This is a genomic window from Duganella sp. CF402 (assembly GCF_900109645.1).
In the GTDB taxonomy this organism is placed as follows: Bacteria; Pseudomonadota; Gammaproteobacteria; order Burkholderiales; family Burkholderiaceae_D; genus Rugamonas.
In genome coordinates this window covers 134,507-157,067 of record NZ_FOBG01000001.1, presented here as the reverse complement: position 1 = coordinate 157,067, position 22,561 = coordinate 134,507, and the positions used below count along the sequence as shown (strand labels likewise).

At 62.8% G+C, this 22,561-nt stretch carries 22 protein-coding genes; 9 read left to right on the top strand and 13 right to left on the bottom strand.

Going from position 1 to position 22,561, the window contains the following annotated elements; genetic code table 11:
- Positions 1-17: 17 nt before the first annotated feature.
- Both BMZ70_RS00720 and cls read left to right on the top strand, forming a co-directional pair.
- Positions 18-1,985, top strand: a complete 1,968-nt coding sequence (locus BMZ70_RS00720) for a site-specific recombinase (protein ID WP_092268728.1) — start codon at positions 18-20, stop codon at positions 1,983-1,985.
- The gene (gene cls / locus BMZ70_RS00715; RefSeq protein ID WP_092268726.1) at positions 1,982-3,304 is read left to right on the top strand and encodes a cardiolipin synthase; all 1,323 of its coding nucleotides are present in this window, start codon (positions 1,982-1,984) and stop codon (positions 3,302-3,304) included. Before BMZ70_RS00720 ends, cls begins: the two co-directional genes overlap by 4 nt.
- 5 nt (positions 3,305-3,309) lie before the next feature.
- On the opposite strand, the gene BMZ70_RS00710 is transcribed toward cls, so the two are convergent.
- The 3 genes from BMZ70_RS00710 to BMZ70_RS00700 are packed head-to-tail and all read right to left on the bottom strand — an operon-like array spanning position 3,310 to position 5,678.
- Positions 3,310-4,128, bottom strand: coding sequence for a metallophosphoesterase family protein (locus BMZ70_RS00710; protein ID WP_092268724.1), 819 nt, complete (start codon positions 4,126-4,128; stop codon positions 3,310-3,312).
- 9 nt (positions 4,129-4,137) lie between these two features.
- Positions 4,138-5,031 carry a diacylglycerol/lipid kinase family protein gene (locus tag BMZ70_RS00705; RefSeq protein ID WP_092268722.1) on the bottom strand — a complete coding sequence of 298 codons (894 nt, stop codon included), beginning with the start codon at positions 5,029-5,031 and terminating at the stop codon, positions 4,138-4,140.
- Positions 5,032-5,036: 5 nt separating this feature from the next.
- Positions 5,037-5,678, bottom strand: a complete 642-nt coding sequence (locus BMZ70_RS00700) for a phosphatase PAP2 family protein (RefSeq protein ID WP_229205234.1) — start codon at positions 5,676-5,678, stop codon at positions 5,037-5,039.
- A 211-nt stretch (positions 5,679-5,889) separates the two neighbouring features.
- Here BMZ70_RS00700 and BMZ70_RS00695 point away from each other — a divergent pair, with 211 nt between their 5' ends.
- Complete coding sequence (locus BMZ70_RS00695) at positions 5,890-6,120, top strand: hypothetical protein (protein ID WP_090192292.1); 231 nt, start codon at positions 5,890-5,892, stop codon at positions 6,118-6,120.
- Between the two features lie 72 nt (positions 6,121-6,192).
- Here BMZ70_RS00695 and BMZ70_RS00690 read toward each other — a convergent pair whose 3' ends face one another.
- Entirely contained in the window at positions 6,193-7,269 is a 1,077-nt protein-coding gene (locus BMZ70_RS00690) for an AI-2E family transporter (protein WP_092268719.1), read from the bottom strand.
- Positions 7,270-7,353: 84 nt separating this feature from the next.
- Complete coding sequence (locus BMZ70_RS00685) at positions 7,354-8,253, bottom strand: LysR family transcriptional regulator (RefSeq protein ID WP_092268717.1); 900 nt, start codon at positions 8,251-8,253, stop codon at positions 7,354-7,356.
- 93 nt (positions 8,254-8,346) lie between these two features.
- Between BMZ70_RS00685 and BMZ70_RS00680 the strand changes: the two genes are divergently transcribed.
- Positions 8,347-9,378: a zinc-binding alcohol dehydrogenase family protein gene (locus BMZ70_RS00680; protein ID WP_092268715.1), complete on the top strand. Its 1,032-nt coding sequence runs from the start codon at positions 8,347-8,349 to the stop codon at positions 9,376-9,378.
- Here BMZ70_RS00680 and BMZ70_RS00675 read toward each other — a convergent pair.
- The 5 genes from BMZ70_RS00675 to BMZ70_RS00655 form a co-directional block, all read right to left on the bottom strand.
- Positions 9,375-9,908, bottom strand: a complete 534-nt coding sequence (locus tag BMZ70_RS00675; protein WP_092268713.1) for a hypothetical protein — start codon at positions 9,906-9,908, stop codon at positions 9,375-9,377. The two genes, BMZ70_RS00680 and BMZ70_RS00675, sit on opposite strands and share 4 nt — an antisense overlap.
- Positions 9,909-9,994: 86 nt before the next feature.
- Entirely contained in the window at positions 9,995-11,194 is a 1,200-nt protein-coding gene (gene alaC / locus BMZ70_RS00670) for an alanine transaminase (RefSeq protein ID WP_092268711.1), read from the bottom strand.
- Between the two features lie 98 nt (positions 11,195-11,292).
- Positions 11,293-11,613, bottom strand: a complete 321-nt coding sequence (locus BMZ70_RS00665; RefSeq protein WP_092268709.1) for a hypothetical protein — start codon at positions 11,611-11,613, stop codon at positions 11,293-11,295.
- A gap of 56 nt (positions 11,614-11,669) precedes the next feature.
- The gene (locus BMZ70_RS00660) at positions 11,670-12,524 is read right to left on the bottom strand and encodes an EamA family transporter (RefSeq protein WP_092268707.1); all 855 of its coding nucleotides are present in this window, start codon (positions 12,522-12,524) and stop codon (positions 11,670-11,672) included.
- Between the two features lies 1 nt (position 12,525).
- Positions 12,526-15,915 (bottom strand): DUF748 domain-containing protein, encoded by a 3,390-nt coding sequence (locus BMZ70_RS00655; protein ID WP_092268705.1) that lies wholly within the window; start codon positions 15,913-15,915, stop codon positions 12,526-12,528.
- Positions 15,916-15,966: 51 nt separating this feature from the next.
- On the opposite strand from BMZ70_RS00655, the gene BMZ70_RS00650 reads away from it, so the two are divergent.
- Complete coding sequence (locus BMZ70_RS00650; RefSeq protein WP_092268703.1) at positions 15,967-17,106, top strand: pyridoxal phosphate-dependent aminotransferase; 1,140 nt, start codon at positions 15,967-15,969, stop codon at positions 17,104-17,106.
- Positions 17,107-17,146: 40 nt separating this feature from the next.
- Positions 17,147-17,530 carry a hypothetical protein gene (locus BMZ70_RS00645; RefSeq protein ID WP_092268701.1) on the top strand — a complete coding sequence of 128 codons (384 nt, stop codon included), beginning with the start codon at positions 17,147-17,149 and terminating at the stop codon, positions 17,528-17,530.
- Between the two features lie 7 nt (positions 17,531-17,537).
- On the opposite strand, the gene BMZ70_RS27830 is transcribed toward BMZ70_RS00645, so the two are convergent.
- Both BMZ70_RS27830 and BMZ70_RS00640 read right to left on the bottom strand, forming a co-directional pair.
- Positions 17,538-17,753: a hypothetical protein gene (locus tag BMZ70_RS27830; protein WP_130300960.1), complete on the bottom strand. Its 216-nt coding sequence runs from the start codon at positions 17,751-17,753 to the stop codon at positions 17,538-17,540.
- A gap of 70 nt (positions 17,754-17,823) precedes the next feature.
- Positions 17,824-18,036: a hypothetical protein gene (locus BMZ70_RS00640; RefSeq protein ID WP_092268699.1), complete on the bottom strand. Its 213-nt coding sequence runs from the start codon at positions 18,034-18,036 to the stop codon at positions 17,824-17,826.
- Positions 18,037-18,130: 94 nt separating this feature from the next.
- On the opposite strand from BMZ70_RS00640, the gene BMZ70_RS00635 reads away from it, so the two are divergent.
- The 3 genes from BMZ70_RS00635 (at position 18,131) to BMZ70_RS00625 (ending at position 20,383) form a co-directional block, all read left to right on the top strand.
- Positions 18,131-18,715, top strand: a complete 585-nt coding sequence (locus tag BMZ70_RS00635; protein WP_092268697.1) for a TetR/AcrR family transcriptional regulator — start codon at positions 18,131-18,133, stop codon at positions 18,713-18,715.
- Positions 18,716-18,771: 56 nt separating this feature from the next.
- Positions 18,772-19,323: a DUF308 domain-containing protein gene (locus tag BMZ70_RS00630; protein ID WP_092268695.1), complete on the top strand. Its 552-nt coding sequence runs from the start codon at positions 18,772-18,774 to the stop codon at positions 19,321-19,323.
- A gap of 76 nt (positions 19,324-19,399) precedes the next feature.
- Positions 19,400-20,383 (top strand): OmpA family protein, encoded by a 984-nt coding sequence (locus BMZ70_RS00625; RefSeq protein WP_229205233.1) that lies wholly within the window; start codon positions 19,400-19,402, stop codon positions 20,381-20,383.
- Here the strand turns inward: BMZ70_RS00625 and paoC are convergent.
- Positions 20,373-22,559, bottom strand: a complete 2,187-nt coding sequence (gene paoC / locus BMZ70_RS00620) for an aldehyde oxidoreductase molybdenum-binding subunit PaoC (RefSeq protein ID WP_092268693.1) — start codon at positions 22,557-22,559, stop codon at positions 20,373-20,375. The genes BMZ70_RS00625 and paoC overlap by 11 nt on opposite strands.
- Between the last annotated feature and the right edge of the window lie 2 nt (positions 22,560-22,561).

The following is a 22,561-nucleotide window of genomic DNA, read 5'->3' as shown; positions in this document are numbered from 1 at the left end:
GCCGGTATACTGGCGCGATGCTAGAGATCCTCGAAAAAATCACGCCGGACAATAGCGATATCGGCCCGATGGTCGAGCTGTTCGACACCTTACGTCCCCGCCGCGCCAGCGATGGCGCGCGGGCCATCGCCAATGTACGCACGCTGTGCCAGCTGTTGAAAGGCAATCCGCAGCATGCGCTGGCGCTGCACCTGTACGCACGCAACCTGATCGCCACGCGCCGCCATGCCAGCCTGTACACCGAGATCGGCGTGCTGTCCAACGACGGCTTCTTCACCGAACTGAAAACCCGCATCGCCTACCGCATCCTGCCGCCGGCGCTGGGCAACGACTACCTGAGCGAAGCGCTGGACCAGATCGTCTACAAGCGCACCGATTACCTGTGGATCGCCGCCGTGCCGGCCGAAGACTGGCTGGCCCTGCTGGACGTGGTGCGGCAGGCCGCACCGGCCGAAGGCCACCTGATGCTGCCCGGCCTGCTCGATGCGATCCGCACCCTGTCCTACCGCGTGTGCGCCATCGGCCTGGAGCCGCGCCTGACCAATTTCCATACCGAGATGGAGACCTACGAATCACCGTTCATGGTGCAGAACTTCGAGGTCAACGCCTATCTCGACGGCTACCAGCGCAAGCTGGCCGGCGAAGCAGTCGAGCTTGAAGACACGCGCCACCTGCTGGTCATGCTCGACCAGTGCGACGCGGTGATCGCCAAGATCCGCAAGAAAGCCCTGAGCCAGGGCACCAGCATCGCCCTCACCTACCTGCTGGTATCGCTGACGCAGAGCCTGGACCGCATGCGCAAGCTGCTGTTCCTGGTCGACGAGCAGCACGACGGCGAACGCCGCAACGCCGCCGTGGCGCTGTGGCAGGAACTGGTCGAAGCGCACAACAACAAATACATGGTGCGCGACCTGCTGCGCGATAACATCGACCTGCTGGCGCGCAACGTCACCGAAAACGCCAGCCACACCGGCGAGCACTACGTGGCCGACAACCGCCAGCAGCTGGGCGCCATGTTCGTGTCCTCGGCCGGCGCCGGGCTGGTGATCGGCTTCATGGCGCTGTTCAAGATCCTGATGTCCTACCTGCGTGCTGCGCCGCTGGTGGAAGCCTTCCTGTTCAGCATGAACTACTCGCTGGGCTTCATGTTCATCCACCTGCTGCATTTCACGGTGGCGACCAAGCAGCCGGCCATGACAGCCTCGCGCATCGCCACCGGCCTGCAGTCCAAGGACGGCCGCAACATCGATCTGGACAGCATGGCCGAGCTGTGCGCCAAGGTGATCCGCACCCAGAACATGGCGGTGCTGGGCAACCTGGCCGTGGCCATCCCGACCGCCTACGCGATTGCGATCGCGTGGCCGCTGATCACCGGCCATCATCTGGTGTCGCCGGAAAAAGCCATGCACCTGCTGCACGATATCGATCCGATCCACGCGCCGACGCTGATCTACGCGGCGATTGCCGGCGTCTGCCTGTTCGTGGCCGGCCTGATTTCGGGCTACTACGACAACAAGGCGCTGTACACACGCTGGGCGCAGCGCATCGCGCAGTTGCGCGGCCTGCGCTGGCTGCTGGGCGTTGAGCGCACCGAGCGCCTCGGCGTCTACATGGAAAACAACCTCGGCGGGCTGATGGGGAATTTCTTCTTCGGCATCCTGCTGGGCGTGATGCCGTTTATCGGCTTCGTGCTGGGCATTCCGCTGGATATCCGGCACGTGACGTTCTCCTCCGCCAACTTTGCGACAGCAATTGTTGGACTCGATCACAATGTCAGCTGGGAACTGGTTGTGACCTCGGTGGCAGGTTTCTTGTCCATCGGTACGGTCAACCTGCTGGTCAGTTTCGGGTTGGCGCTGTGGGTGGCGCTGCGTTCGCGCCAGGTGCACTTCAAGCACGGCTGGCAATTGCTGAAGGCGCTGGGGCGTCGCTTCCGTGAGGCCCCGGTCGGCTTCTTCTTTGGATCAAAGGAAGAACACACATGAAATCGCTGCGCATGCACCACTGGCTCCCGATGCTGATGATGTGCTGGGGTTTGCTGGGCGCATGCGCATCGCTGCCCGATGTGCAGGATCTGGGCGACCGGGTAGCGCCGGCCGCCACCATGAGCAAGCTGGCCAAGCGCTGGCCGCAAGCAGCACTGGAAGAAGCGGCCACCGGCGAGCCTCTCATCGCCGGCAACAAATGCACGCTGCTGTTCGACGGCCCGCAGACCATGTCGGAAATGCTGAAGGCGATCACCGCCGCGCGCAACCACATCAACCTTGAAACCTATATCTTCGACCAGGACGAGCTGGGTCTGAAATTCGCCGATGCGCTGATCGAAAAACAGCGGCAAGGTGTGACCGTCAATATCCTGTACGACAGCGTCGGCACCATCGGCGTGCCGGCCGAATTCTTCAAGCGCATGCGTGATGCAGGCATCCACCTGATCGAATTCAATCCGGTCAACCCGGCCAAGGCCAGCGGCGAGGGCTGGAAGCTGAACAACCGCGACCATCGCAAGATGCTGATCGTCGATGGCAAGGTGGGTTTCACCGGCGGCATCAACATCAGCGCTACCTATGCGAAAAGTTCGCTGTTCCGCTCCGCCTCGCGGCCGACCGACAAATCGCAAGTGGGCTGGCGCGACACCCATCTCAAGATCGAAGGCCCGGCAGTGCGTTCGATGCAATGGCTGTTCATGCGCCAGTGGACCTCGCAGGGCAAGGAAGAATTGCCGGATGCCGATTACTTCCCGCCGCTGGTGGTGGCCGGCGACAAGGCGGTGCGCGTGCTGGGCAGCGAGCCGGGCGGCGAGTTTGAAATCTACAAGGCCTACGCGCTGGCGATCCAGGAAGCGAAGAAATCCATCCACATCACCTCGGCCTACTTCGTGCCGGACCGGCAAACGGTGGACGCGCTGATCGCAGCGGCCAAGCGCGGCGTGGATGTGAAGATCGTGCTGCCGGGCGTGTCGGACAGCGGACTGGTGTTCTACGCCGGCCACGCTTTCTACGACGACCTGCTGGCTGCCGGCGTGAAAATCTACCAGCTCAAACTGGCGGTACTACACGCCAAGACCGCCGTCATCGACGGCACCTGGTCGACGGTGGGCTCGACCAATATCGACATGCGCAGTTTCCTGCACAACAGTGAGGTCAACGTGATCGTCATGGGCACGGCCTTCGGCACCGAGATGGAGAAAGCCTTCCAGGAAGACATGCGCGACTCCAACCAGATCACACTGGAACTATGGCGCGACCGCTCGATGGTGCAGCGCATGAAGGAATGGGCAGCACGCTTCATGAACTACTGGCTATAAGAAAGTCAGGCTTCCCCCGCCAATGACCACACATCGCCGCTGCGGCGGAAGCATTCAGTGTGCACCGGCTCGAAGCTGGCCGTGCCTTCGATCCAGCTGTAGCGCACTACCTGCACATCGTCCGGCGCCACGCGCAGCACATTGAAGGAATTAGATTCGCCACGCCCCCGCGTCGAAGTGGCCGTTCCTGCCTGCACCACCAGCGCCGCGTAGCCGCTGATCTTGTAACGCTGCGCGCTGTTGCTGGCATGGCTGGTGTGCAGATGGCCCGCCAGCAGCACGTCCACGCCGCACTCGGCGAACGCCTGCATCGCCATCGGCGCGCGGTCGACCAGATCATCCGGGTCGGAATGCTCGGGCAAATCGAAGGGATGGTGGGTGACGATGATGCGCGTGTGATCCGGCCCCGCCGCCTGCATGCGCTGGCGCATCTGCGCCAGCTGTTCCTTGTTGACGCGGCCATCCTTGAAGGTCAGCGAGCGCGCGGTGTTGAGGCCGAGGATGACGATCTCCTCATCCGCATATTCCGGCGCCAGGTCCAGCGTGACGTAGCGCGTGTACTTGCGCAGCGGCGCCAGAAAACGGCTGGCGACGTTATACAGCGGGATGTCGTGATTGCCCGGCACCACAATCTGCGGCCCCGGCAAGGTGTCCAGCCAGGCGCGCGCGGCTTTGAATTCCTCGGTCTTGGCGCGTTGGGTCAGGTCGCCGGAAACCACCACCACGTCCGGCGCCAGCCTGGTCACCAGCTGCTGCAAAGGCCGCAGCAAGTCCGGATCGACCCGGCCAAAGTGCAGATCCGACAAATGGACAATGGTGCGCATGCTCCCCTCCTAGGCCGCAGGCGGCACGATCACCGTCAATGCCGCAGCCCTTGAACGATAGCACAGTGGCGCCGTCATCAGCGTCACTTCGCCGTCGGTGGCCACACGCATGCGCTGGTGGCGGGTCTCGATGGTCAGCGATGGCGCCGACAGCACATCGAAATCGCGCGCCTCCTGCAGGCGGCCGAACAGCGCATGCACAGCGTAGCGCAGCAGACCGAGCCGGGTCGGCTTCTGCGCCACGTACAGGCACAGTTGGCCGGTATCCAGCCGCTCCCGCGCGCCCAGCGTCAGGCCTTGCAGGTATTCGTTGTTGCCGATAAAGACAAATGGCGTGCGCCGCAAATGCTCCTCGCCATTGATCCTGAGCTGCACACTCAAAAACGGAAAACGCCGCAAGGCAGTCAGCAAGGCCCAGCCGAACGCCGGCCACTTGCTGCGTCCGAGGTGACGCTGTTGCTGCTCGCGGTCGCGCACAATGTCCGGATAGATGCCGAGGCTGGAATTATTGAGGAAGATGCGGCCATTCACCTCGCCCACATCCACCTTGGCCGGTACGCCTTGCACCACATTCGCCACGGCTTCATCCAGCTCCAGCGGAATCTTCAAATCCTTGGCGAAGTGATTCAGCGTCCCCAGTGGCAGCACGCCCAGCCGCGCCGGCGTGCCCGCCAGCACCGACGCCACCGCATTGATGGTACCGTCGCCGCCGCCTGCCACCACCGTGGTCGCGCCCTCCTCCACGGCCCGCTGCGCCCGCGCGATCATCTCCTCGCCGCTTTGCGCCAGCGTGATATCGACCGTCACGCCTTGCGCGGCAAACTTCTCGGCCAGCGCCGCGCCCCAGCCACCACAGTAGCCAAGCCCCGCCTTCGCATTAACGATGACAACGATTTGATCCATATGATTTATACCGTTTTAGCTTCACGCCTGCGGCGCAATGTGGAGATGGCTGTAATGCACACCGCCAGCCAAGCCACGCTCTCCGCCATCGCGGCCAGCACGTCGCTGACATAGTGCGCGCCGAGGTAGACCCGGCTGAATGCCACCAACAATACCATCGCCACGCATAACGCTACTGTTCCCAAGCGCACACTCCACGCCGGGCGGGCCATCACCAGATAACTGGCCAGCAAGCCGTAGAAGCAAGTGGCTGCCGTTGTATGGCCACTGGGGAAGCTATAGGTCGCCAGGGTCACCAACGGATCCTCGAACACTGGCCGCGCGCGCTGGAACACGTGCTTGAGCACCACATTCAACAGCATCCCGCCCGGCACCGAGCACACCAGCGCCAACAACCAGTAATACGCCCGTTCGCGCCACAGCCACGCCGCCAGCGCGCAGAACAGCAGCACCATGCCGGCCACCGAATGCATGGCCGAGACGCCAAGCATCAGCCCGGTGAACGGCTCGGCGGCATGGGCATTGAACCAGTGCGCCACCTGCACGTCCAGCACGGTGATGGCCTCCTGCCCCATGACCGCCTCGGCCAGTTCATGGAATACATAGCCCGAAAACAGCAGCAAAGCCATCCCCAAGGTCAAATGCAAACCGAATTCGCCGCCCGGAGACAGTCTTGCCTCCACGAAACTGAGCAATTTGTTAGAAATTTGGTCCTCCTGACCACTTGGCCGATGAAGTTGGCGTAAAAACCACGAAACAACGAATTTACTGTTTATTTGCACAGTACCTGTTTATTCATACAGTAGTTATGCTATTCTGAACTCCTCGTTAAACACATCACCAACAAAAGGAATTCACATGAGCACTCTGAACAGCAGCTATGGTTCCCGTTTCGGTCTGGAATACCTGCCAACCTCTTTCATGGTTCGCATGGGCAAACGCGAAATGATGGTGTGCCGCGACTTTCGCAAACGTTTCTACGCAGTGAACCCGATCATGGAATGCGACACCGGCGTGCAAGCAGGTCACCTCGAGGTGCTGCTGTTCCGCCGCTGGCTGCTGATCCTGTCGAAATCGAAGGCTCACTAATGGTTGCCGGTGCCAGTTGCCCTCCCCAGTCGCATGACAGGCCGGCCAACGCCGCTGCCTCGTTAGCGCTCCTCACCTGGGTTTGGCAACTGGCGAACCGACATCCGTCTCCGGATGCGCCTCGTGCCACAGCGTCACAAACAGCACCATCACGACCGGACCGATAAACAGTCCGACCAGGCCCAGGGTTTCCACCCCGCCGAGTATGCCGAACAGTACGGCAAGGAATGGCAGCCGCGTGGCGTTGCCGATGATGCCGGGCCGTACAAAGTGATCCGCTACGAATAGCACCACGCCGCCCCAGGCCGCCACGGCAATCGCTGCCGGAATGGCGCCCTTGAAGGCCAGCAGACCCGCTGCGCCGAGAAATGCCAGCGGTGCGCCAAACGGAATAATCGCCAGGATGCCGGTCGCCGCCGCCCACAATGCCGCCGATGGCAAGCCGGCCAGCGCATAGCCGATGCCGATCAACACGCCTTCTGCCAAGCCCACCAGCACCAGTCCATTGACTGTGGCGCGGATGGCGGTCGGGATTTTCTGCGCATAGTGGCCCCAGCGTACCTGGCCGAACCAGTGGCTGCCGATGGCAGTGATCTGGCAGTTCAGTACCTCGCCATCTTTGTAGAAGAAGAACAGACACAGGAAGGCCAGCCCGAAATTCACCAGCCGGTGCATGAAGCCGACGCCGGCCACCTTGATCATGTCGCTGGCCGAGTGGAAGCCGTTGATTTCACGGTCGGACATCAAATGGGAAAGACCGTGCGGCTGGCTCAGGGTGGCTTGCCACCACTCCGTAATCGAATCGCCTATGACCGGCAGGTGCTGGATGAAGGCCGGCACCGGGATGCCGTCCGTGTTGGCGGTGACAACGTAATTGGCCAGTTCCGGCGCCTGCTTCGCCGCCTGCGCCACGCCCAGCAGCACCGGTATGATGAACACCGCCGCCAGCAGCAAGGTCAGCACGGCCGCCGCCACGATGTGATGGCGGCCGAAACGCTCGCGCATGCGCCGGTACAACGGCCATGTCGCCACGCATAAAATCCCGGCCCAGATCAGCGGCAGGAAGAAGCGGTGCATCACAAAGGCGGCCAGTGCAATCAGCGTCAGTGAAAAACCGGCGCTCAGAATATCGCGCTGGGTGTCGGTCATGACTCTCTCCCGTGTTTTTGTTGACGCTATGGTAAGCGCTTTTTGTTGCGGCGCAAGCACGCCAACGGCCGATTTCAGGCGGCCTTAAGCTTTTTCACACTGCGCACGCAGGAAGTCGCGCAGCGCCAGCACGGTCGGCGTGACCTGCGACCGGTGCATGCACAGCATGTGCAGCGCGGTGCGTTCGCCCAGCAGGTCCGGCAGCAGCACCTGCAACCGGCCGGCGCGGATGTCGGCGCTCAGGTCCAGCCGCGATTTGTAGGCGATGCCCAGCCCCGCCACCGCCCAGCGCCGCACCACGTCGGCATCGTCCACGCTGCGGTTGCCGTTGACGTGGATGATTTCGGGCTCGGCCTCCGCATCGCGGTAAAAACTCCAGCGGTCGTGGATCACGTCTTCCAGCATGAAGCGCAGGCAGTTGTGACGGGTCAGTTCGTCCAGCGAGCCCAGCTTGCCGTGCTGCTTGATGTACTCGGGCGAGGCCACCAGCACGCGGCGGTTCTCCGGCGCCAGCGGAAAAGCGATCAGGCTGGAATCTTCCTGCACGCCGTAACGAATGGCGATATCTACCGGCTGGCGGTACATGTCCGACACGCGGTCGCTGATGCTGAGCTGGAAGCTGACCTTGGGGTACAGCGCCTGGAACTCGTCCAGCCAGCCCACCAGCATGTTGCGGCCGAGGTCGGACGGCATGGAAATCTTCAGCGTGCCACCCAGCGTTTCCTTGCCCTGCATCAGCGCGTCGTGCCCCTCCTGCAGCAGGCGCAGCGCTTCGCGCGCATGGCGCAGATAGGTTTCGCCCTCCTCCGTCAGCCGCAGCGACCGGGTGGTGCGGGCGAACAAACGTATCTTCAACTCGCCTTCCAGCCGCTTGACGGCGGCGCTGGCCAAGGCCGGCGAGATCTCGAGCTCGCGGGCGGCGGCCGACAAGCTGCCCCGGTCGGCAGTGCGGACAAATACGGTCAAATCATCCAGTTTCAGCATATTTTTGAAAGTGTTTCGGCGAAACGCCTCTTTTTCATCGCCACGAAATAAATGATGATACGCCCATACCAACCTTTTCGGAGCATTTTAAGAATGAAAGCCATTGCCTACCGCCAGTCCCTGCCGATCGACCACGCTGACGCCCTGATCGATATCGAGCTGCCAGCCCCGCAAGCCACCGGCCGCGATTTGCTGGTCGAAGTGCGCGCCATTTCAGTCAATCCGGTCGACACCAAGATCCGCCGCAACGTGCCGCCGGCCGAAGGCCAGGCCAAGGTCATCGGCTGGGATGCCGCCGGCGTCGTGAAAGCGGTCGGCCCGGACGTGACCCTGTTCAAACCGGGCGATGAAGTCTGGTACGCCGGCGACCTGACCCGCGCCGGCACCAATAGCGAGCTGCATCTGGTGGACGAGCGTATCGTCGGCCACAAGCCAAAGAATATCGACTTCGCGCAAGCCGCCGCGCTGCCGCTGACCACCATCACCGCATGGGAATTGCTGTTCGACCGTCTGGAAGTGAGCCGCGACGCCGGCGCCACGCAGGGCAAGTCGCTGCTGGTGATTGGTGCGGCAGGCGGCGTCGGCTCCATCCTGGTCCAGCTGGCGCGCCAGCTGACCGGCCTGACCATCATCGGCACCGCCTCGCGTCCGGAAACCGGCGAGTGGATCAAGCAGCTGGGCGCGCACCATGTGATCGACCACAGCAAGCCGCTCAACGAAGAAATCGCCCGCCTCGGCCTGCCGCCCGACAGGCTGCCGCCTGTCGCATATGTCGCCGCGCTGAACCAGACCGACCATCACTGGGCCGCCATCAGCGAGCTGGTCGCGCCGCAAGGCAAAGTCGCACTGATCGACGACCCGGCCTCGATTGACGTGCGCACGCTGAAACGCAAGAGCGTTTCGCTGCACTGGGAGTTCATGTACACCCGCTCGATGTTCCAGACCGATGATATTCAGAAGCAGCACCAGCTGCTGAACGATGTGGCCAAGCTGGTGGAAACCGGCGCGGTGAAAACCACGCTGGCCGAGCGCTATGGCAAGATCAACGCCGCCAACCTCAAGCGCGCCCACGCCCTGATAGAGAGCAACACCGCCAAGGGCAAAATCGTGCTGGAAGGCTTCTAAACAGCCGCACGCGCTGCCGCAGCCGAGGCGGCGTCGGCCTCGGCCCGCAAACGCGCCAGCACCAGATCGTCATGCCGCGTCAGGGCCTCCTGCATGCGGCTGGCCGAAGCGCAGGACGCTTCCAGCACCGCCACCAGCGTGGCCTGCCGGCGCTTCAGCGCGGCCGAGTCGTAGCCCAACTGCTCGAACATGCGGCCGATGTCGGTGCAGTAGTCGCGCAATTCCATCATGGTGACTTTGGTGAATTCGATATCGGTGCGCATGCTGTGATCGAGGTCCAGCATTTCCAGCCTCTCCTGCGCCACCGGCGAGACTTCACGGATGGTCGGCCCCCAGCTATCAAACTTGCCGGCGATTTTGCGCATGCGCACGATTTTCTGGTCCAGCATGCGGCAGTAATGCCAGCTTAGCCAGCATACCGGCAAGCGTGCCATAAATCGCGGCAAGCCGGCGGTGGACAGGGTACGTTCCAGTTTCTGGACGGAGGCGACCAAGCGCCGTGCGCTGGCACCGGTGGGAAATTGAGACATGGCGGTAGCTCCGAAGATGGTCCTGAGAGCTACGGTAGCCGCCGCATCAAACACATGGTTTGATGCGGGTTAAACTTCGTGCAGATTTATGCGGAAGTCTTGCGCAACATGGCCTTGATGCCACGCAGGCCCTGACGGATCCGCGCTTCGTTCTCGATCAGGGCGAAGCGCACGTATTCATCACCGTACTCTCCGAAGCCGATGCCGGGGGAGACGCAAACCTTGGCCTCCGCCAGCAGCAGCTTGGAAAACTCCAGCGAACCGAGATGGCGATACGCTTCCGGGATACGCGCCCAGATGTACATCGAGGCTTTCGGCTTGTCGACCGGCCAGCCGGCTTCGCACAAGCCTTTGTGCAGCACGTCGCGGCGGCTTTGGTACTGGGCGCAAATCTCGCTCACGCAATGCTGGTCGCCTTCCAGCGCCGCAATCGCCGCCACCTGCACCGGCGTGAAGCTGCCGTAATCGTGATAGCTCTTGATGCGCGCCAGCGCCGCCACCAGTTCCTTGTTCCCCACCATGAAGCCGACGCGCCAGCCGGCCATGTTGTAGCTCTTGGACAGCGTGAAGAATTCCACCGCCACTTCACGCGCGCCCGGCACCTGCATGATGGACGGCGCTTTCCAGCCGTCGAACACGATGTCGGCATAGGCCAGGTCGTGCACTACCAGGATGTTGTGTTGCTTGGCCAGCGCCACCACGCGCTCGAAGAATTCCAGCTCCACGCACTGCGCGGTTGGATTCGACGGGAAGCCAAGGATCATCATCTTCGGTTTTGGGTAGCTCTCGCGCACCGCGCGTTCCAGTTCGTCGAAGAAATCGACACCGGGCGTCATGCGTACCGAGCGGATATTCGCGCCGGCGATCACCGCGCCCCAGATGTGGATCGGATAGCTGGGATTCGGCACCAGGACCGTGTCGCCCTGGTCCAGCGTGGCCAGCATCAGGTGCGCCAGGCCTTCCTTGGAGCCGATGGTAACGATGGCTTCCGAGTCCGGATCAAAGCTCACGTCGTAGCGCGTCTGATACCACTTGGCGATGGCGCGGCGCAGGCGCGGGATGCCTTTCGAGGCCGAGTAGCCGTGGGTATCGGGGCGTTGTACCGTGTCGACCAGCTTGCTCACGATGTGCGGCGGCGTGGCGCCGTCGGGATTACCCATCGACATGTCGATGATATCCTCGCCGCGACGGCGTGCCGCGAGCTTGAGCTCGGCGGTGACATTGAAAACGTATGGGGGTAGGCGATCGATGCGCGCAAAGCTGCGCGGCGATGAAGAGTCAGTCATGAATTGTCCACGTAAGCGCCCGGATCCGTCCGAGCGACGTCGATGCTGAGTGCATCGGGATCGATACTAGACGATCCCGTTCATGTCTGTCTAGCGTTTTACGCGCTAGCTTGTTTTTGCTCCTGGCTGAACCACTCGAACAAAATCAGGCCGATGATGGAGCCGATAGGAAACGTGAACAGCGCCAGCAACACCCACAGCAAGGGCGCGCGCCCCAATCGCTTGGCGGCGATGCCGATGAACACAAAGTGCAGCACCAGACAAACACAGGTGCTGATGCCCGCAGCGATAATAAACAGCACTGACTGGCTGGTGTACTTTTCAAACAGCGGCGGCAGGAACGACGCGATGCTAACGATCAGCAGCACCAGCGTAACGGCGGCGGCGGCGATAGGTTGTTGGGCGCGTTCAATATGCATGACATCTCCTTGAGCAAGCGGCTATGCTGCCACGATCTGCTTACAAAATCAATAACTCAGCGCAGCGAGGTCAGCGCCGAGGCGGTGACGATGGCGGCGATGGCCAGCCATTGGGTGAGCGTCAGGTGCTCGCCCAGCACCACCATGCCGGCCAGCGCGCTCAACGCCGGCGCGGCGCTGCTGAACATGCTGAAGGTACGCGACGACAGCGTACGCATCGAGAAGATCTCCAGCGTGTACGGTAACGCGCTCGACATCACCGCGATCGCAGTGCCGATCAGCAGGAAAGTCGGCGTCAGCAACTGCGCGCCCGCATGGTAGACGCCGATCGGCACGATGAACAGCGACGCCGCCAACATGCCCCACGCCACCGACTGCCCGCCCGACATGGCCGACACGCGCTTGCCATAGACAATGTACAAGGCCCAGCACACCGCAGCACCGGCCGCATAGGCCACGCCCACCGGATCGAGTTGGTCGACCTGGCCGTGGATCGGCAGCAGGAAATACAAGCCTGCCACCGCCAGGCACACCGCGACAAAATCGCGCGGACGATGCGACGCCAGCACCGCCACCGTCAGCGGCCCGGCCACTTCAATCGCTACCGCGATGCCCATCGGGATGCGGCTGAAGGAACGATAGATCAGCAAGTTCATCAGGCCGATCACCGAGCCGTAGATGGCGACGTTGACGGCTTGCTTCATGGTCAGTGGCGTGCGCCACGGGCGGAACATCAGCAGCATCACCAGCGCCGAAATGCCGACGCGATAGGCGGTCACGCCCTCCACACCGATCTTGGGGAACAGGTGCTTGGCGATGGCGGCGCCCACGTTCAGCGACAGCTGGCTGCACAGCAACGCCAGCCCGGCCACCCACGGATTGCCGGGCGCTTGCGGTTTTTCTTCAGCCATTTTATTTCGCCGACAATTCCAGTTTCAGCGCGACCGGCTTGCCTGCATCGCCATCCGTGCTGGCCGGCGCGGCGGACTTGACCGCAGCGGCGCTGGCGCCGGCTTCCTTCAACACCGCCAGCACTGCCGCCGCGCGGCGTGCGCCCAGTTGCGGCAAGGCGTCCTTGGCCAGCGGCTGGTTTTGTTCGAGGCGCTCCTGCAGCTTGTCGTAGAACTCGGTGGCGTCGGCAACTTGCGGTTCGCCTTGCACCAGCTTGCCGAGGCGCTGCAGCACCGGCAGCTTCTTCGGTGCGGCGCCCTCTTCCTTGCCGGCGGCGCTTTCGGCGGCCTTCTTCTGCTTGTCGAGCTCTGGCGCACCGAAGCGTTCTGCGTACAGGTCGCGCAACGCGCCGCGCACTTTGCGCTGGCCGATGTCCAGCGGACCGGGCTGCTCGTCGGCTCCCAGCTTGATCTCGGCGCGTGCCAGCACGGCGCGGCGCAGGGCTTGCGCGCGCAGGGCTGCGGCATCGGCGGCTTCGCTGTACGCGCCCGGTACGGTCAGCTTGAGGTCCGGTTTCTTGGTCAGGATCTGGGCCACGTGCTGCAGTTTTTCGCGCTCCGGCGGCAGCACCACTTCGCTGCCGGCGTCGAACTCCACGGACTCCAGCTTGTCGCCGCTGACACCAAACAGGCTGCCCAGCATGCGGAACGGCGAGGTCACGATCTTGGTCATGATGTTGCCCAGCGCCTTCCACACCACCGCGCCGTAGCTGAACTCAGGATCGTTCAGATTGCCGGCCACCGGGATGCCAAGGTCGATGCGGCCGTTGCTGTCCTTGAGGATGGCCAGGGCCAGTTCCAGCGGCAGCTTGAGCGCGTCCGGGCTGTCGATGCGTTCGCCCAGCGTGAGGTTGTCGAGGATGACCTGGTTGTTGCCCTCCAGCTGGCTGTTGCGCACCTTGTACTGCAGGTCCAGCGAAATCTTGCCCTCGGCGATTTTGTAGCCGGCGAACTTCATGCTGTACGGCGAGGCCGACACCATGTCAACGTTCTTGAACACCACGTTCAGGTCCGTGTTATCGGCCAGCACAAATGGATTCATCTGGCCGCGCACGCGCGCCATGCCGTACTCGTCGACGCGGCCATCGAGTTCGATCTGGCTGCGCGCATCGCGCTTGGACGACAGGCCGGTGACCACACCGTTCAGCTCATAAATCTTGGCCGCGAATTGCGGGCGCAGGCTGAGGTCGGTGAAGTCCAGCTTGGCGTTCTGCACGCGCACCCGACGCATGCGGACCGGGAACGGCTCGCTGGCGGCGGCTTGCGGCGATGACTGCGCAGGCTGGGCCGGCGCAGGCTGCTCCACCAGCAAGCGCTGGGCGTTGAAGCTGCGGTCGTTCTCGATAATCAGGATGGCGTTCGGTTCGACAATGCGCAGTTCGGCCACGTCCAGCAAGTCGGGCTTGAGGCTGAGTGCCAGCTTGTCGGCACGTACGGTCTTCCAGTGGGCGAAGCGGTCATTGTCCAGTTCGTTGAGCGAGAGGTTGGCGACTTCAAACGCGCCGTCATAGCGCAGCGCCGGATCGGCCTTGCTGCCACCTGCTCCGGTACGCAATCGGCCTTGCGCGTTGACCACGCCTTCGGCCAGCTTCAGCTTGACGTACTTGCCCAGCAGCGGCGCCACCGGCGTCAGCGCCAGCTTGGTGAGATTGAGTTCAGTATCCACGGCGCCGGTGGACGGCACCACCTGCCCTTTGGCCGTCAGCTGACCACCTTCACGCAACGCAACGCTACCATCAAACGCCAACGGCTTCTTGAGATCCGTGCCCGCGTCGCGGACCTTCAAATTGAAGTCTTGCAGATTGACCTTGATGCCGGTGCTGGCATCATCAAACCGCGCGCCAAATTTGTTCAGCTCGACCGACTTGACGCTTGCAGTCCACGGCGCGGGCGCGTTGGCCGGCAACGCAGCCGGAGCGCTTGGCGCGCGCGGGGCTTGCGCACCGCTGCCCGGCAACGCGGCGAGGAACAGGAACTGCCCTTTCGCATCGCGCGACAAATCGAGCTGGCCGCCGTCCGCATACAAGCGCCCCACGCTGGCCTTGCGCGCCGCCAGATCGAGCGAGGCCTCATCAAAGCCAATCCGCGACAACTTGAGCGGCGCCAGTGCACCGCTGCTCATCGCCACGTTCTCCATTGCAAAGCCAGCGCCATCGATAGACAGCTTATCGCCATCCATCTGCAAGCCCAGCTTGAGCTTGGCGTTTTCAGCAGTCACCTTGAGTACCGGGCTCACCGTCTCATCGACATACGTGAGCGCCACCGCATCCAGGCCGATCTGCTTGAAGCCCACCCTCCAGCTGGTCTCCTTGGCCGCTGGCGCAGCCGGCTTGACCGGCGCAGCGGCCGCTGGCGCAGGCAGCATCAAGCCCGCCACATCCAGCTCGCCGCGCGCACCGCGCCGCACCGCCAGCGCGCCGCCGTTCAATTGCAAGCCGCCAATCTGCACCGAGCGCTTCAGCAAATCCACGCCCACATCGCTGACAGCCAACTGCTTCAACTTCACGAACGGCGCATCGATACCGCGCTTCAGCGACAACGCATTCAGGCTCATGCTGGCACCTGCCAGACTCGCATCCAGCTTGCCATCGTGATAGCCGAACTTGTACGGCAGCTGTGCCGACAACTTCCCATCCGCCACCACAATGCGCGAAAACGATTTGAGATACGCTGCCACGCCCGGCAAGGACACATTCTCCAGGGTCAGCACACCGCTGCCACCGATCGGATTCACCGACGCCACGCCCTTCCAGCGCAGCTTGCCGCCAAGCCCCGCATCCGCGCTAAGCGTGTAGTCGCCGTTCTCATCCGGCAGCGTGCTCAGGTTATTCAGCGCAAAGGTGATCGGCGTGAACGTATCGTTGTAGCCCGCATGCTGGTCATGCATCGCCACCTTGCCGCCATCCAGCGCAAAGTGTTCGATGACCAGGCGCGGCATGGGCGAATCCGGCTCATCCTTCTTGTGCTTTTCCAGCGTGGCGAGGAACTCGGCGATATTGAACTTGCCATCCTTGGCAATCGCCAGCTCGAGCGCCGGCTCGGTGATGCGGATCTCGGCCAGGCTCCACGCGCGGCGGAACAGCGAGCGCCACTGCAGCTCCACCGCCAGCGCGCCGACCGCGAACAGCGGCGCGTCGTTGGCTTCGGTCAGGCGCACATCCTGCGCCTCCAGCCGCAGCGTGAACGGATTGAAGCGCAGTTGGCCGATGCTGGCCTTGCGCTCCAGTTCAGTCTCGGCGTACTTGGGAAGCTGACTCTTGATGACACTCGGCAGCAGCCAAAATCCCGCCACCGCGTACACACCGACCGCGCTTGCCGCGCCTATCGCCCACCGCTTCCATCGTATCGTCATACCCGCACACCTTTGCTTTTTTTATGTTACAGGCAACAGTATAATCCAAGGATGAATGCGCAACTCGAACCCTTCCACGCCATCGCCATCAGCAAGCTGGCCCACGCCCTGAAAGCCCAGGGACGATCAATCATCCACATGGAGTTCGGCCAGCCGTCGACCGGCGCGCCGGCGCCCGCCATCGCCAAGGCCCATGAAGTGCTCGATGCGGAAAGCATGGGCTACTGGGAAAGCGCGCCGCTGAAACAACGGCTGGCGCAGTTCTACCAGGAGCGCTACGGCGTGACAGTATCGGCCGACCAGTTCGTGCTGACCTGCGGCGCGTCGCCGGCGCTGGTGCTGGCATTGAGTTCGATGTTCTCGCCGGGCGACCGCATCGCGATGGCGCGGCCCGGCTATGTGGCCTATCGCAACACGCTGAAGGCGCTGCACATGGAACCGGTGGAAATCGCCTGCGGTGCGGCGGTGGGCTTCCAGCTGACGGCCGCCGCACTGGCTGCGGTGGAGCCGGCGCCGCAAGGCGTCATCATCGCCAGCCCGGCCAATCCGACCGGCACGCTGATCAAGGCCGACGAACTGCAGGCCATCGTGGCCGTGTGCCGCGCGCGCGGCATCCGGATCATCTCGGACGAGATTTATCACGGCCTGAGCTACGTCGAGCCGGCGCACACCATCCTCGCCCACGAACCGCAGGCGCTGGTGGTGAGCAGCTTCTCGAAATATTTCAGCATGGCCGGATGGCGACTGGGCTGGCTGCTGACACCGCCGGAACACATCGAGCGCGCGCAAGCTTACTGCGGCAACCTGTTCCTGACCGCGCCATCGCTGAGCCAGCACGCCGGCCTGGCCGCGTTCGATGCGTTGGATGAACTGGAAAGCCACATCGATGTGTACCGCGAAAATCGCCGCCTGCTGCTGGCCGCTTTGCCGGAGCTGGGACTGACCACGGTGGCGCCGCCCGATGGCGCGTTCTACATCTACGCCAGCATCGCGCATTTGACCGACGACAGCCTGGCCTTCTGCAAACGCCTGCTGGAAGATACGGGCATAGCGAGTGCGCCCGGCATCGACTTCGATCCGGTCGACGGCAAGCACTTCATCCGCTTCAGCTTTGCGGTCTCCACGCCGGAAATCGCCGAGGCGATCAAGCGCATGAAGCCGTGGTTCGCAGCACAAGCCGCACGTGGATGAATCTCATTGACAGCGCCCGCCAGCGGCGCACAATGATTCAATGGATACGCCAACCACCAAAGACTATATTGATGCGCGCCTGGAAACCGTGAACGGTGAAATGCGCGCGTATCAACTCGCCATGTCGGGCGGCTTTGAAAGGCTTGAGCAACTTATCAGGTCTGAAACGCAATCGACGCGTGACGAGGTCAGTGTGAAGCTCGCCCAAAATGAAGCACAGCTGCACAAAATCGCGAACGAGATCGCCAAGAGCCAGACCGAGATCATCAAGTGGGTCGTCGGCGCCTTATTTACCAGCTCGGCCCTGACGATCTCGACGGTATCCTTCCTGCTGTCGCAAACCCCGCCCAGGAGCAGCGCGCCGATCGTCATTTACGCCCAGCCGCCAGCCGCAGCAACGCCGCCGTCCGCGCCTGGACGATAACGCCGGGCTATTGCTCAGTCATGCCGCGCAGGTTTTCGATGTCGGCGATCGCGTGACGCCACGCAACCTCCGGATCCAGCACCGGCGTCGACTGCAGGCCTAGCTCTATATCCTTGAGCACTTTATTACCGAGGGAAATCTTGTAGCGCAGGGCCGTGTACTCCACGTCATAGGTTTGCTTCAACCCTTGCCGGCGCGTGTAGGTGTCATGAGAAGCAGGCATATATCCTCCTTGTCCAGAGCGTACCTAAAGGATAGCACTAACACGCCGGCAATGTCGCCGACCTGATTGATCAGGATTTGCCAGCCTCGGCCGTGAGCGCGGCAATAATGGTCTCAGCGTAAGCGCGCGGGAACGCCACGATCGCATCCTCCTCGCCGCCGAAGCCCTGCTGGCGAATCACTATCTCGCCGCGCACATTGGTATAGATCGCAATCGCGTCGACTTGTTGTACGACGATGCTTTTTTGTTTTTCCGGATTCCAATCCCAATCGTTAGCAGCCATGATTTCCTCACAAAATATTGAAGCTACATCATACCGTGACCGCCCTCCGCAGAAAATGCTTGACCCCAAACCTACTAGAAGGTAGGCTGCGCACATGGCAAAATCCTCGACCACTGCTGAAGACATCCTGACCTGTGCGCAACAGCTCATTATTGCTGGCGGCTATAACGGCTTCAGCTACGCCGATATTGCGGACGTGGTCGGCATTCGCAAGGCCAGCATCCACCATCACTTCCCGAGCAAGGTCGACCTGGCCACCGTGTTGTTAAGCCGCTACCGCGAAGCGGCCGAGCAAGGCGTTGGCAAGCTGGAGCATCACATCGCCGACCCGCTTGAACAACTGCGCGCCTACGTCCAGTACTGGACCACGTGCATCCGCGATGCCAGCGCGCCGTTCTGCGTCTGCGCCATGCTGGCAAGCGAACTCCCCGCCCTGCCGGCGGAAGTGGCACAGGAAATCCGCGCCCATTTCCGCTTCCTGTCGGGATGGCTGACCGGCGTGCTGGAGCGCGGCGTGCAGCAAGGCGTGATCGCACTGCGCCAGACGCCGCGCGTGGAAGCGGAAGCATTCATGGCAACCGTGCACGGCGGCATGCTGTCGGCGCGCGCGTATGGCGATCCCGACATCTTTGGCGTCATCATGGCGCCGCAACTCGAACGCTTCTCGGCGAAAAGCTGAGTTTTTTTAACCCAACAACCTACCAATTAGTAGGTAGAATACTTAAAGGCACCATCATGCAAACCTCAAACAATGAAAGCTGGCTGAAGAAATACTACTTCGTCCGCGCCGCCTTTTCCTTCGCCTGGCTGGCTGCTGCCGTGAGCGTGGCTGCGCACTCGGCAGGTATTGCCGCCCTGCTGTTAGTGGCTTATCCCCTGTGGGATGCGCTAGCCAACCTGGTGGACGCCCGGCGTAGCGGCGGCTTGGCCAGCAACCGCCCGCAAGCGATCAACGTCCTTGTCAGCCTGGCGATCGCGTCGGCCGTGTACCTGTCGCTGCCCGACATGCACCACGTACTGGGCGTGTTCGGCTTCTGGGCCATCCTGTCCGGGCTGCTGCAACTGGCGGCAGGGCTGCGCCGCCGCAAACAATACGGCGCGCAATGGGCGATGATGCTCAGTGGCGGGCAGTCCGCCCTGGCCGGCGCCGTCTTCGTGTTCCAGGCGCAGGCGCCAGCCGTGCCGTCGATCGCCACTGTCGCCGGCTACGCAGGCTTCGGCGGATTTTACTTCCTGGTCTCCGCGCTCTCCCTGAGCATCACCGCTTGGCGCCGGAAAAGCGCCTGAGCATGAACTAATCGAGCGCCGCCTCATCGCATATCTCTGCAAAATCCCGTTGTCGCAAACTCAACGGGAATTCCATATGCGTATGACCTCCTTGCTGCTGTGCGCCCTCCTGGCGCCGCTGGCCCAAGCCGCTAACATGCCGACTCAGGACACCGTGAAAGGCGCCAAAGACCACCCCTTGCTGTCGCGCTTTGAAGGCGCCAGGCTGGTCGGCTACGACCGCAAGGAGTTCGATGAAGTGTCCCTGCCGGCGGGTAAGCGGGCCGGCCAGAACTTCGAGAAGAGCATTCCGCTGGAAGGCAAGTACACGCGCATCGCCTACAACTTTCCGAAGGAGCGTTCCGCGCTCGAGGTGATGCGCAACTATCAGGCGGCGCTGGAGAAGGCCGGGCTGAAAGTGCTATTCGCCTGCGCCAAGGAGAGTTGCGGCGACGGCTTTGGCGCCTGGTTCCTGGACAAACAACTGGGCAACAACTTCATCCAAGGCAGCAGCGACTACGCGGCGCCCTTCAACTACGGCCGTAACGACGGGCGCTATCTGCTGGCGCAAGGCGTCACCGCCAACGGCATGCAAGTGCATGTGGCCGTGTATTCGACCGCGCCGGTGCAGGACCAGAACGGCGGCATCTACCTGCAGATCGTCGAAGGCAAGGCGATGGAACAAGGCAAAGTCAGCGCCAACCTGAACGCGGCCGACATGGCAAAAGGCATCGCCGCCGAGGGCAAGGTAGCAATCTACGGCGTCTACTTCGATACCGACAAAAGCGAGGTCAAGCCGGAATCCAAGGCCGCATTGGGAGAGATGGCCAAATTGATGCAGAAAAATCCGCAGCTCAAAGTCTACATCGTCGGCCACACCGACAACCAGGGCGCACTGGCGCACAACCTCGACCTGTCGCAACGGCGTGCGGAAGCCGTGGTCAAAGCCCTGAGCAGCGAATTCAAAGTCGACGCCAAGCGCCTCAGCGCCAAAGGCGTCGCCTCCTACTCCCCGGTCGCCTCCAACGACAACGACGCCGGCCGCGAAAAAAACCGGCGAGTGGAGCTCGTTAAGCAGTAAATTTTCCGATCAGCTTGTCCAAGGTGATCGGGTAGTCGCGCACCCGCACGCCGGTGGCGTTGTAGATGGCGTTGGCCACCGCCGCGCCCACGCCGCAAATGCCGAGCTCGCCCACGCCCTTGGCTTTCATCGGCGATGAGATCGGATCGGTCTCGTCGAGGAAAATCACTTCCTGATGCGGAATGTCGGCATGCACCGGCACTTCATAACTGGCCAGGTCGTGGTTGACGAAAAAGCCGCCGCGCTGGTCCACCACCAGATGCTCCATCAAGGCCGCGCCCACACCCATCGTCATCGCGCCGATCACCTGGCTGCGCGCAGATTTGGGATTGAGAATGCGGCCAGCCGCGCACACCGCCAGCATGCGGCGCACGCGCGTCTCGCCGGTGTAGGCGTCCACCGCCACTTCGACAAAGTGCGCGCCAAAAGTCGATTGCTGGAATTTCTTGTCGAGATCGCCGTACTCCATCGTATCCTCGGCAACCAGCTCGCCGTCGGCGGCGGCCTGCGCCAGCGGCAGGATGCGGCCGTCCGCACGTACCGAGCCGTGGGAAAACTCGGCCACGCGCTGATCCAGCCCCAGCTTTTGCGCCGCCAGCTCGCGCAGCTTGACGCAGGCCGCGTACACACCCGCCGTCGAACTGTTGCCGCCCCACTGCCCGCCCGAACCGGCGGATACGGGAAAGTCCGAATCGCCGAGCTTGACCGTCACCTGCGTCAGCGGTACGCCCATCATCTCGGCAGCGGTCTGCGCGATGATGGTGTAGCTGCCGGTGCCGATATCGGTCATGTCGGTTTCCACCGTCACCCTGCCCTCGCGGTCCAGCCGCACACGCGCCGCCGACTTCTGCACCAGGTTGTTGCGGAACGCCGACGCCATGCCGATGCCGACCAGCCAGCGGCCATCACGCACTTTGCCCGGCTGCGGATTGCGCTTGTCCCAGCCGAAGCGCTCCGCGCCCATGCGCAGGCAATCGACAAAGCGGCGCTGCGAAAACTTGCGGTCGCGCTTGGCCGGGTCCACCGTGGTGTCGTTAATGATGCGGAAGGTGATCGGGTCCATCTTCAGTTTTTCCGCCATTTCATCGATGGCGATTTCCAGCGCCATCAAGCCCGGCGCCTCGCCGGGCGCGCGCATGGCGTTGCCCTCGGGCAGATCCAAGACCGCCAGCCGCATTTTGGTCAGGCGATTGGCGCCGGCGTACAGCAGCTGGGTTTGCATCACGGCCGTTTCAGGCTTGCCGTCCGGTAGATCGCCGGACCAGCTTTCGTGCGCGATGGCGCTGATCTTGCCTTCGCGGCTGGCGCCGATGCGGATGCGCTGAATGGTGGCCGGGCGATGCGTGGTGTTGTTGATCATCAGCGGACGCTGCAGCGCGACCTTTACCGCACGGCCCGCCGCTTTGGCGCCCAGCGCAGCCAGCAAGGCCTCGGCGCGCAGGAACAGTTTGCCGCCGAAGCCACCGCCGATGTAGGGCGACACCAGCCGCACCTTGTCCTCCGGGATGCCCAGCGTTTTCGCCATGTCGCCCTTGCCCCAGTTGATCATCTGGTTCGAGGTCCAGACCGTGAGCTGGTCGCCCTGCCATTCCGCCAGCGAGGCATGCGGCTCCATCATCGCGTGCGACTGGTCAGGTGTGGTGTAGCTGGCGTCCAGCCGCACCGGCGCGCTGGCGTAGGCGCCGTCAAAGTCGCCGACTTTCTTGTCCTGGTTTTCCTTGTCCTTGTGTGGCTTGGCCGCATCCTTGGCGCGCGCCAGATCGTACGCGCCGTTCTGCTTGCTGTACTGTACGCGCAGCAGTTGCGCGGCAGCACGTGCCTGCTCGAAGGTGGTCGCCACCACCAGCGCGATCGCCTGGTGGTAGTGCTCAATTTGCGGACCGGCCAGCAGCTTGGCGGTGTTGAAGTTCCCCTTGGTCAGCTTGCCGGCGTTGTCGGCCGTAACGACGGCCAGCACGCCCGGCGCACGCCTGGCAGCGTCCACATCGATGGCCGTGATGCGCCCCTTGGCGATCGCGGCGCCCACCACGTAGCCGTAGGCGGCTTCCTTGTTGTGTTCGTAGGCATACGTCGCCGTGCCCGTGGTTTTATAGGGGCCGTCGATACGGTCGGTGGCGCGGCCGATGACCTTCAGCTGATCGATGGGATTGGTGGTGGCGGGAGTGGTGAATTTCATCA

Excerpts from the sequence above, each read along its gene's own strand:
- BMZ70_RS00720 (WP_092268728.1), top strand. The coding sequence starts at position 18 with ATGCTAGAGATCCTCGAAAAAATCACGCCGGACAATAGCGATATCGGC.
- cls (WP_092268726.1), top strand. The coding sequence starts at position 1,982 with ATGAAATCGCTGCGCATGCACCACTGGCTCCCGATGCTGATGATGTGC.
- BMZ70_RS00710 (WP_092268724.1), bottom strand. The coding sequence starts at position 4,128 with ATGCGCACCATTGTCCATTTGTCGGATCTGCACTTTGGCCGGGTCGAT.
- BMZ70_RS00705 (WP_092268722.1), bottom strand. The coding sequence starts at position 5,031 with ATGGATCAAATCGTTGTCATCGTTAATGCGAAGGCGGGGCTTGGCTAC.
- BMZ70_RS00695 (WP_090192292.1), top strand. The coding sequence starts at position 5,890 with ATGAGCACTCTGAACAGCAGCTATGGTTCCCGTTTCGGTCTGGAATAC.
- BMZ70_RS00690 (WP_092268719.1), bottom strand. The coding sequence starts at position 7,269 with ATGACCGACACCCAGCGCGATATTCTGAGCGCCGGTTTTTCACTGACG.
- BMZ70_RS00685 (WP_092268717.1), bottom strand. The coding sequence starts at position 8,253 with ATGCTGAAACTGGATGATTTGACCGTATTTGTCCGCACTGCCGACCGG.
- BMZ70_RS00680 (WP_092268715.1), top strand. The coding sequence starts at position 8,347 with ATGAAAGCCATTGCCTACCGCCAGTCCCTGCCGATCGACCACGCTGAC.
- BMZ70_RS00675 (WP_092268713.1), bottom strand. The coding sequence starts at position 9,908 with ATGTCTCAATTTCCCACCGGTGCCAGCGCACGGCGCTTGGTCGCCTCC.
- alaC (WP_092268711.1), bottom strand. The coding sequence starts at position 11,194 with ATGACTGACTCTTCATCGCCGCGCAGCTTTGCGCGCATCGATCGCCTA.
- BMZ70_RS00665 (WP_092268709.1), bottom strand. The coding sequence starts at position 11,613 with ATGCATATTGAACGCGCCCAACAACCTATCGCCGCCGCCGCCGTTACG.
- BMZ70_RS00660 (WP_092268707.1), bottom strand. The coding sequence starts at position 12,524 with ATGGCTGAAGAAAAACCGCAAGCGCCCGGCAATCCGTGGGTGGCCGGG.
- BMZ70_RS00655 (WP_092268705.1), bottom strand. The coding sequence starts at position 15,915 with ATGACGATACGATGGAAGCGGTGGGCGATAGGCGCGGCAAGCGCGGTC.
- BMZ70_RS00650 (WP_092268703.1), top strand. The coding sequence starts at position 15,967 with ATGAATGCGCAACTCGAACCCTTCCACGCCATCGCCATCAGCAAGCTG.
- BMZ70_RS00645 (WP_092268701.1), top strand. The coding sequence starts at position 17,147 with ATGGATACGCCAACCACCAAAGACTATATTGATGCGCGCCTGGAAACC.
- BMZ70_RS27830 (WP_130300960.1), bottom strand. The coding sequence starts at position 17,753 with ATGCCTGCTTCTCATGACACCTACACGCGCCGGCAAGGGTTGAAGCAA.
- BMZ70_RS00640 (WP_092268699.1), bottom strand. The coding sequence starts at position 18,036 with ATGGCTGCTAACGATTGGGATTGGAATCCGGAAAAACAAAAAAGCATC.
- BMZ70_RS00635 (WP_092268697.1), top strand. The coding sequence starts at position 18,131 with ATGGCAAAATCCTCGACCACTGCTGAAGACATCCTGACCTGTGCGCAA.
- BMZ70_RS00630 (WP_092268695.1), top strand. The coding sequence starts at position 18,772 with ATGCAAACCTCAAACAATGAAAGCTGGCTGAAGAAATACTACTTCGTC.
- BMZ70_RS00625 (WP_229205233.1), top strand. The coding sequence starts at position 19,400 with ATGCGTATGACCTCCTTGCTGCTGTGCGCCCTCCTGGCGCCGCTGGCC.
- paoC (WP_092268693.1), bottom strand. The coding sequence starts at position 22,559 with ATGAAATTCACCACTCCCGCCACCACCAATCCCATCGATCAGCTGAAG.